This is a genomic window from Mycobacterium sp. E1715, assembly GCF_001667625.1.
Taxonomy (GTDB): Bacteria; Actinomycetota; Actinomycetes; order Mycobacteriales; family Mycobacteriaceae; genus Mycobacterium.
This window is the reverse complement of the sequence record NZ_LZJJ01000134.1, coordinates 1-8,813: the sequence shown is the minus strand read 5'-3', so window position 1 is coordinate 8,813 and position 8,813 is coordinate 1. Positions and strand designations below refer to the sequence as shown.

At 69.2% G+C, this 8,813-nt stretch carries 10 protein-coding genes; 5 read left to right on the top strand and 5 right to left on the bottom strand.

Features of this window, described 5'->3' with window-relative positions:
- Nucleotides 1–358 (top strand): DUF1697 domain-containing protein (locus A9X03_RS07320; RefSeq protein WP_068260381.1); only part of this gene is annotated, 358 nt, incomplete at its 5' end.
- A 26-nt stretch (nucleotides 359–384) separates the two neighbouring features.
- Here A9X03_RS07320 and A9X03_RS07315 read toward each other — a convergent pair.
- On the bottom strand, nucleotides 385–750 hold the full coding sequence (locus A9X03_RS07315) for a GntR family transcriptional regulator (protein ID WP_067277218.1): 366 nt from the start codon (nucleotides 748–750) through the stop codon (nucleotides 385–387).
- A gap of 37 nt (nucleotides 751–787) precedes the next feature.
- Here A9X03_RS07315 and A9X03_RS07310 point away from each other — a divergent pair, with 37 nt between their 5' ends.
- Nucleotides 788–1,501: an NAD-dependent deacylase gene (locus tag A9X03_RS07310; RefSeq protein ID WP_067755844.1), complete on the top strand. Its 714-nt coding sequence runs from the start codon at nucleotides 788–790 to the stop codon at nucleotides 1,499–1,501.
- Between the two features lie 11 nt (nucleotides 1,502–1,512).
- Here the strand turns inward: A9X03_RS07310 and A9X03_RS07305 are convergent, their stop codons facing one another.
- Together A9X03_RS07305 and A9X03_RS07300 are read right to left on the bottom strand one after the other, a co-directional pair.
- Complete coding sequence (locus A9X03_RS07305) at nucleotides 1,513–2,142, bottom strand: bifunctional 2-polyprenyl-6-hydroxyphenol methylase/3-demethylubiquinol 3-O-methyltransferase UbiG (protein WP_067755847.1); 630 nt, start codon at nucleotides 2,140–2,142, stop codon at nucleotides 1,513–1,515.
- Between the two features lie 62 nt (nucleotides 2,143–2,204).
- On the bottom strand, nucleotides 2,205–4,526 hold the full coding sequence (locus tag A9X03_RS07300; RefSeq protein WP_067755850.1) for an MMPL family transporter: 2,322 nt from the start codon (nucleotides 4,524–4,526) through the stop codon (nucleotides 2,205–2,207).
- Between the two features lie 310 nt (nucleotides 4,527–4,836).
- On the opposite strand from A9X03_RS07300, the gene A9X03_RS30605 reads away from it, so the two are divergent.
- A complete protein-coding gene (locus A9X03_RS30605) occupies nucleotides 4,837–4,959 on the top strand; it encodes a hypothetical protein (RefSeq protein ID WP_003878506.1) in 123 nt (40 codons plus the stop codon).
- Between the two features lie 131 nt (nucleotides 4,960–5,090).
- Here the strand turns inward: A9X03_RS30605 and A9X03_RS07295 are convergent, their stop codons facing one another.
- Both A9X03_RS07295 and A9X03_RS07290 read right to left on the bottom strand, forming a co-directional pair.
- A complete protein-coding gene (locus A9X03_RS07295) occupies nucleotides 5,091–5,843 on the bottom strand; it encodes a 3-hydroxyacyl-CoA dehydrogenase (protein ID WP_067755853.1) in 753 nt (250 codons plus the stop codon).
- Nucleotides 5,844–5,887: 44 nt separating this feature from the next.
- Nucleotides 5,888–6,973 carry a CaiB/BaiF CoA-transferase family protein gene (locus A9X03_RS07290; protein WP_067755856.1) on the bottom strand — a complete coding sequence of 362 codons (1,086 nt, stop codon included), beginning with the start codon at nucleotides 6,971–6,973 and terminating at the stop codon, nucleotides 5,888–5,890.
- A 97-nt stretch (nucleotides 6,974–7,070) separates the two neighbouring features.
- Here A9X03_RS07290 and A9X03_RS07285 point away from each other — a divergent pair, with 97 nt between their 5' ends.
- Nucleotides 7,071–7,880 (top strand): enoyl-CoA hydratase, encoded by an 810-nt coding sequence (locus A9X03_RS07285; protein WP_068260378.1) that lies wholly within the window; start codon nucleotides 7,071–7,073, stop codon nucleotides 7,878–7,880.
- A gap of 85 nt (nucleotides 7,881–7,965) precedes the next feature.
- Nucleotides 7,966–8,813, top strand: an 848-nt coding sequence (locus tag A9X03_RS07280) for an NAD(P)H-binding protein (RefSeq protein ID WP_156746499.1), incomplete at its 3' end; no start/stop codon positions are given.

Here is an 8,813-nt window from a genome sequence, read left to right as displayed (position 1 = left end):
GCGCAAGAAGGCCGAAGCCGCGCTGCGCGACCGTTTCGGCTACGACGCGTGGGTGCTGGTCTATGACCTCGAAACGGTGCGCGCCGTCGTGGACGCCTATCCCTTCGAGCCTGAGGTCGACGGCTACCAGTCCTACGTCACGTTCGTGGCGGACGACGCGGTGCTCGACGAACTCGCCGCCCTGGGCGACAAAGCCGGCGCCGACGAGAAGATCAGCCCCGGCGCCGGCGTGATCTATTGGCAGGTGCCCAAGGGCGCCACCCTGGACAGCGCGATCGGCAAGACGATGGGCAAGCCCCGCTACAAGTCGTCGACGACGACGCGCAACCTGCGCACGCTGGCCAAGGTCTTGCGCTAAAGCGCTGCGCGCCAAGCTGATTGGGCTCAGTCGTCCGGCACGTTGGTCAGGTAGCGCATCGCGTCGGACTTGGTCAGCCCCAGCGCGCGGGCAACCTCGACGTACTCCTTGGCGGCGGCCGCCATCGCCGCGTCGGTCGGGTCGAAACGGGAAATGAAAGTCCCGAAGCGCCCGCGCGTTTCGACGATCGCGGCGGACTCGAGTTCCCGATAGGCGCGGGCCACGGTGTTCGCCGCGACCCCCAGCTGCCCGGCCAGGTCGCGCACGGTCGGAAGCCGGGTCCCGGGCGGTAGCGCGCCGGCGCGGACGCCGTCGATGACTTGCGTTCTGAGCTGGTCGAACAGCGGCTTGCCCGCCTTCACGTCGACCTTCAGCAAATCCCGCAGCTCCACGTCTTCAGTATGTCCCACGCACGGCTATCTTTGTGGGATGCGAGTAACGGTGCTGAGCGGCGCGGGAATCTCCGCGGAGAGCGGGGTGCCGACCTTCCGCGACGACAAGAACGGGTTGTGGGCGCGCTTCGACCCGTACGAGCTGTCCAGCACTCAAGGGTGGCGCGACAATCCCGAACGGGTGTGGGGCTGGTACCTGTGGCGTCACTATCTGGTCGCCGACGTCGCGCCCAACACCGGACACCGCGCCATCGCCGCCTGGCAGGACGGCGCCGAGGTCAGCGTCATCACCCAGAATGTCGATGACCTACACGAGCGCGCCGGCAGCACACCGGTTCACCACCTGCACGGCAGCCTGTTCGAATTCCGTTGCGACCGTTGCGGTATGCCGTACACCGGCGCGCTGCCCAAGATGGCCGAACCGACGCTCGAGGTGGAGCCCCCGGTCTGTCATTGCGGCGGGCTGATCCGCCCGGACATCGTGTGGTTCGGTGAGCCGTTGCCCGACGGACCGTGGCAATCGGCCGTCGAGGCGACCGAGGCCGCAGACGTGATGGTGGTGGTCGGAACGTCGGCGATCGTCTACCCGGCCGCCGGGCTCGCCGAGCTGGCGCTGTCCCGCGGCACGGCCGTCATCGAGGTCAACCCCGAGGTGACCCCGCTGTCGCGGCACGCGACGATAAGCATCCGCGAGACCGCCAGCCAGGCCTTGCCCGGGTTGCTGCAGCGGCTGCCCGCCCTGCTGAAATAGCCCCGCCGCGATTACGGCCGGCGGGCGCGGCCCAGCAGGAGCTCCGAGACCGGCATCGGCGCCCACGCCGGCAACGTGAACTCGCGCCGGGAAACGTCGACCTCGAACCCGGCGTCGATGATCTCGCGCTCGGTGTCGCGGTGGGTGTGGCAGTTACCGAAGAGCCGGGGCCACAGCGTCGCGTCGGCGAACCGTTGCAGGCGGCCACGCGCGCCGGCGCTCGCCACGTGCTCGAGGTACCGCAGTTCCCCGCCCGGACGCAGCACCGAGTACAGCCGCCGCAGCACACCGCCGGGGTCGCGCACCGAGCACAACACCAGCGAGCACACCACCGCGTCGAACGGCTCCTCGCCGCTGAAGCCCTCGGCCGTCTCGCCCAGCACCACGACGCGGGCCGGCACCACGTCCGCCGCCGCGCGGGCCTGGGCCGCCAGCCGCGGCTCGGGCTCCACCGCAACCACCTCGTGGACCGACTCCGGGTAGTGCGGAAAGTTCGTCCCGATGCCCGCACCGACTTCCAGCACCCGCCCCGACAACCCGGCCAGATTCTCGCGGCGCATGGCGCGTATCGCCTCGGTTTCGTGGCTGGCGACGACGGGCCAGATGCGTGCGAAGAACGGGTTGTCCACCGCCGTTGTCATACACGTCAACCTTCCGACTCTGGGCCAAAGAATAAGGACTTGCCGACGGGCCGGCCGGCGCGTCAGCCGATATTCGGCACCGGCTCCCCCAGCGGTTTGCCGTCGACCTGGACCGGCTCGGGGTATGCGGTCTCGACCGCGCCGCCCTCGTCGATGCCGAACCGGTCGTGCAGCCATGCCAGGGGCCTGGGCGCCCACCAATTCCACCGGCCCATCACATGCATGAAGGCCGGCACGACAACCATCCGCACCAGTGTGGCGTCGGCGAAGACGGCGAGCACCAGGCCGAGGCCGAACATCCGCATGAACGACACGTGGGCGGCGATCAGCGCGGCGAACGACATCGACATCACCAGCGCGGCCGCCGTGATGACCCGGCCGGTGCGGGCGACGCCGAGGGCGACGCTCTCGTCGTTGGCGGCGTGCGCCTCCTTCGCGGTCGGCCGCGCCGGCCGGGCCGCGCCGGACGCGAGCCAGTACTCGCGGATGCGCGAGAGCAGGAACACCTCGTAGTCCATCGACAGCCCGAAGGCGATGCAGAACAGCAGCACCGGCATGTTGGCCACCAGCGTCCCGCTCGGGGTCGTCCCGAGCGCGCCCAGGTGCCCGTCCTGGAAGATCCAGACCAGCGCGCCGAACGCCGCGGTAAGCGACAGGAAGTTGCAGGCCAGCGCCTTGGCCGGCAACAGCACGCTGCCGGTGAGCAGGAACAGCAGCACGAAGGTGACCGCCGCCATCAGCCCGAGGACCAGCGGGAGGAGGTCCGTGACCGCGTCCACGCTGTCGCGGTTGACCTGCGCGACGCCGCCCATCACGACGGACCGGCCCGCCGGCCCGGGCACCTCGTGCAGCCGCTTGAGTTGCGCGTCGTTCGCCGGGGAGAACAGTGGGGCCGTGCTGCTGACGGTCAAAAATGCGCTGCCGTCGGCCAGCCCGGTGGCCCCCGCCGGGGGTCCGGTCCGGTTCCCGCCGACGAACGTCCCGCCGGGGGCCGACACCGCCGACACGTCGGGCACCCGCGACAAGTCGGCGGCGTAGCGGTCGAGGTCCGCCGGGTTCAGCCCGCGCGCGTCGGGGACGACGACGGGCACGGACGTGGCGGAGTCGTGCGCGAAGTCGTTGCGCAGTTGGTCACCGACCTGATGGGACGACGCCGAACGGGGCAGCACCCGGTCGTCCGGGAAGCCCCATTTCACGCCCATGAACGGAGACCCGAGCAGGAGCAGCAGCGCGACGACGGTCAGCCCGATCGGCGCCCAGCGGCGCATCACCAGCTTGGTCGACCGGTACCAGAACAGCTGCTCGACGGGCTTGTGCACCGGCTCGGGCCGCCGAAATGCCCGGCGCATCAGCCGGCGCACGTCGAACGCGTCCAGCCGAGGGCCCAGCAGCACGATCGCGGCCGGGGTGATGACGATCGAGGCGGTCGCGACGAAGGCCACGGTCGCCACGCCGGCGTAGGCGAACGACTTGAGGAAGTACATCGGGAACGCCACGGTCGCCGACATCGACAACGCCACGGTGACGGCTGAGAACAAGACGGTGCGCCCGGAGGTGGCCATCGTGCGGATCAGCGCTTGCTCCCTGTCGCTGCCCTCGGCCAACTCGTCGCGGTAGCGGCTGACGATCAGCAGGGTGTAGTCGATCGCCAGCGCCAGGCCCAACGCCGTGCTCAGGTTCAGCGCGAAGATCGACACCTCGGTGGTGAAGGTGATCAGCCGCAGCACCGTCATCGACCCGACGACGGCCAGCGCGCCCAGCGCCATCGGCAACGCCGCCGCCAGCAGTCCGCCGAACACCCAGATCAGGATCAGGAAGCTCAGCGGCAGCGCGATCATCTCCATCACCAGCAGGTCGGCCTGGTTCTGTGTGTTGATCTGGGCGTACTGCATCGCGGCGCCGCCGGCGCGGACGGTGACGCCGTCCCGGTCATGGATGAATTGGTCCGCGACGGTTTGGGCGTTGCTCTGCGCGTAGTTCTCGCCGCCCTTGAGGTTGACCACGAGCAGGCCGGTCTTGCCGTCGCGGCTGACCAGGTCGGCGGCCGCCTGCGGCGGGACGGTCCACGGTGACGAGACGTTATAGACGAGCGGGGACTTCTGTAGCTGGTTGACGAGGTCGCTGCCCACGTTGCGGGCCTGCTCGCTGCCGGTGCCGCCGGGCGCGGTGACCAGGATCAGCATCTGCTGACCGCTCTGCCCGAACTTGTCGGTCAGCACCTGGATCGCGCGGGCGGACTCCGAGTCCGGGTCCTGAAAACCTCCGGGCGACAGGCTCTTGGCGACGGGGATGCCGAAGACCGCGGCGGCGATGAAGACCAGGACACCGATTGCGATGATGCGGCGCGGCGCCGCGATGGCCACCCGGGCGATCCCCTGCAGCATTTCGAGCCCTTCCGCCGCCGGTGCTGATCGCGCTGGCCGCTGGCGTTTCCGCGTCAACGTAACAAACGCTAGTTTTCACGCGTCAAACAGATTCGCTACTAAGCACGGAGCGCACCGGAAGGACGGTTCAACGCGGCGGTCTAAACCGCGGCGACGGTAAGAGTCCGGCCAGAAAATTGGCCGGCAAGTAAGCAGGTCACGGGCCTGAATGCCGCGATAGACCGCCGACAACCTACCGGCCGTTAAATTGCCACCATTTTCCGAATCGTGACTCAAAGATTCCTTAATGGTGGCCCATACGCTCAGTGTCATGTGGATCGACGACACAAGTGCCGACGTCATCAAGGTTGACTTCGAAGCCCTCTACCACGGCGACGTGCTGGTGGAAGGCGAAACCTCGGAGCAGTTCGACGAACTGCAAGCGGCGAGCTGAGCAACGCCATGAGCATGCTCGCACGGCTGTTGATGGCCGAACCCGCTGTCAGTCGATGGTTCCGTCGATAAGTTCTCTCTCCTTTACGAAAGCCCCCCGCGACGAGCGGGGGGCTTTCGTGTTCAGGGGTCTCAGCGGGGCGCCATGCGGATGGCCCCGTCCAAGCGGATGACCTCGCCGTTGAGCATCGGGTTCTCGACGATGTGCACGGCCAGCGCGCCGTACTCGTCGGGGTCGCCGAGCCGGGCCGGGTGCGGCACCTGCTTGCCGAGCGAGGCCTGCGCCTCCTCGGGCAGCGAGCCCAGCAGCGGCGTCTTGAACAGCCCGGGCGCGATGGTCACCACGCGGATCAGTTCGCGCGACAGGTCGCGGGCGATCGGCAGCGTCATGCCGACCACGCCGCCCTTGGACGCCGAGTAGGCGGCCTGGCCGATCTGGCCCTCGAACGCCGCCACCGAGGCGGTGTTGATGATCACGCCCCGCTCCTCACCGATCGGCTCGGTCTTGGCGATGCGCTCGGCGGCCAGCCGCAGCACGTTGAACGTGCCGATCAGGTTGACGCCGACCACCTTCTTGAAGGCGTCCAGCGGGAACGGGCCGTCCTTGGACAGCGTCTTGATGGCGTTGCCGATGCCCGCGCAGTTGACGTTGATGCGCAGCGGACCCATCGACTCGGCGGTGTCCAGCGCGTTGCCGACGGCGGCCTCATCGGTGACGTCGGCCTGCACAAAACGCGCGCGTTCGCCGAGCTCCTGGACCGCCTCTTCGCCGCGCAGGTCGATCACCACGACCTGCGCCCCGGCGTCGAGCAGCCGCTTGGTGGTGGCCAGGCCCAGTCCTGAGGCGCCTCCGGTGACGACGGCGACGGCGTCCTTGATCTTCATGCGAGTCCTTTCCCTACGAGTCCAGCCAACCAGTTGGTTGGCGACTATACCCAGTCGGCCAGCACCGCTTGGACGTCGGGCAGCGGGGCCGCCGGCGGGCGGGGCACGTCCGGGGTGGAGCGGGAAAACCGCGGTGCGGGCAACGGCTGCGGGCTGCCGTCCACCTCGTAGAAGGTGTTCCGCTCGGTGATGTGCGGCTCGGTGTGCACCTCCCCGAACGCCAGCACCGGGGTCACGCAGGCGTCGGAATCGGCGAACACCTTGGCCCAGTGGTCGCGGTCGTGGCCGGCGAACGCCGCCGTCAGCGCCGCGCGCAGCTCGGGCCAGCGGCTGACGTCGTTCTGCGCCGGCAGGTTCGCCGCGTCCAGGCCCAGCCCCGCCAGCATGGCGGCGTAGAACTGCGGCTCGATGGCGCCGACGGCGACGTAGCGTCCGTCGGCGCACTCGTAGGTGTCGTAGTAGGGCGCGCCGCCGTCGAGCATGTTGGTGCCGCGCACGTCGGACCACATGCCCAGCGAGCGCATTGACCACATCATCTGGATCAGCATGCTCGAGCCGTCGACCATCGCGGCGTCGACGACCTGACCCTTGCCGGACTTCTGCCGCTCCCACAACGCGGACAAGATCCCGACCAACAGGAACATCGAGCCGCCGCCGAAGTCGCCGACCAGGTTCAGCGGTGGCACCGGCCGCTCGTCCGCCCGGCCGATGGCATGCAGGATCCCGTTGAGCGAGATGTAGTTGATGTCGTGGCCCGCCTGCTGGCTGCGCGGGCCGGATTGTCCCCAGCCGGTCATCCGGGCGTAGATCAGCCGCTCGTTGACCTCGGCGCACTGCTCGGGGCCGAGCCCCAACCGCTCGGTGACGCCGGGCCGGAAGCCTTCGATCAACACGTCGGCCTTGGCGACGAGCTTCAGCACGACGGCGCGTCCCTCGTCGGACTTCAGGTCGACGGCCACCACGCGCCGGTTGCGCAGCATGGCGTCCTTGGCCACACCACCGGGACCGGTTGACGGCCGATCGATGCGCACCACGTCGGCGCCCAGATCCCCCAGGATCATCGCCGCGTGCGGGCCCGGCCCGATCCCGGCCAACTCGACGACCCGAAGCCCCTTCAGCGGTCCAGCCACGATCTACCGACCTTTCGTCTGCTCTGACGCCCGTTGTTGTTGGCATCTTCGCAGCCGGGTTCGACGGGCGCGCAGCCCGGTCACTTAGGGTGAGCCCATGCCCCACTCCGCGATCGACACACTGGCGCCCGTCGCAGGCCTTTCCGTCACGCTGTCCGACGGCGTGCTGTCGGTGACCATCGACCGGCCGGACAGCCTCAATTCCCTGACCGTGCCGGTGATTACCGGCATCGCCGACGCGATGGAGCGCGCGGCGACCGACCCCGAAGTCAGGGTCGTGCGCCTGGGCGGTGCCGGCCGGGGGTTTTGTTCCGGGGCCGGCATCAGCGCCGACGACGTGTCCGAGACCGGGGTCCAGCCGGACGAGATCGTGCTGGAGATCAACCGCCTGATCCGGGCGATCGCGGCCGTGCCGCACCCCGTGGTGGCCGCGGTCCAGGGACCGGCGGCCGGCGTGGGTGTTTCCCTGGCGCTCGCCTGTGACGTCGTATTGGCTTCGGAGAGCGCGTTTTTCATGCTCGCCTTCACCAAGATCGGGCTGATGCCGGATGGTGGCGCGTCCGCGCTGATCGCCGCCGCCGTAGGGCGCATCCGGGCGATGCACATGGCGTTGCTGCCCGAACGCCTACCGGCCGCCGAGGCGCTGTCCTGGGGCCTGGTCAGCGCGGTCTATTCGGCCGACGAGTTCGAGGCGGAGGTGGACAAGGTGATCGCGCGGCTGTTGGCGGGCCCCGCGGTGGCGTTCGGCAAGACGAAGCTCGCCATCAACGCGGCCACGCTCGCCCAGCTGGATCCGGCCCTGCAGCGCGAATACGAGGGGCAGGCCGTGCTGCTGCGCTCGCATGACTTCGTCGAGGGCGCAACCGCTTTCCAGCAGCGCCGCACGCCGGACTTCACCGATCGCTGACGCCATCGCGCTTACGGGTGGCCCAAGCCGGTAATCCTCCCCCGCGTCGGGTCCGAATAATTGGAAGACGACGAACGGAGATCCCATGGCTGGACAGCTGCGCTGTCTCGTGACCGGGGCGACCGGCTACATCGGCGCCCGGCTGGCGCCGCGACTGCTGGACGAAGGTCACCAGGTGCGCGCCTTGGCCCGCAACCCGGCCAAGTTGGAGGACGTGCCGTGGCGGCAACAGGCCGAGGTCGCGCGCGGCGATCTGGGTGACGTCGATTCCCTCGTCGCGGCGTTCGACGGGATCGACGTCGTCTACTACCTGGTCCACTCGATGGGCACGTCGAAGGATTTCGCCGACGAGGAAGCCCGGGCGGTCGGCAACGTGGTGACGGCGGCGCGGCGCGCCGGGGTGCGGCGCGTCGTCTACCTGAGCGGGCTGCATCCCGAGGGCGGCAAGCTCTCGCCGCATCTCGAGTCGCGGGCGGCGGTGGGCGAGGCGCTGATCGCCTCGGGCATCGAAACCGTCGTGCTGCAGGCGGGGGTCGTGGTCGGCTCGGGATCGGCTTCGTTCGAGATGATTCGGCACCTCACCGACCGGTTGCCGGTGATGACCACCCCGAAATGGGTGCACAACAAGATTCAGCCGATCGCGGTGCGCGACGTGCTCTACTACCTGGTCGCCGCGGCCGATCCCGGCCTGTTGCCGGCGGGCGCGTACGACATCGCCGGCCCGGACACCACGTCCTACCGTGAGCTGCTCAAAACGTACGCGCGGATCTCGGGGAGATGGCATGCCGGATTGTCGGTTGGCAGGGTCGACACCGGGCTGGCGTCGCTGGTCACCGGCGTCGCGCTGCCGGTGCCACCGGGGCTGGCCGGCGATCTGGTCGAGTCGCTGGACCACCCGATGACGGCGTCCGAGACCGACCTTCGCGACCGAGT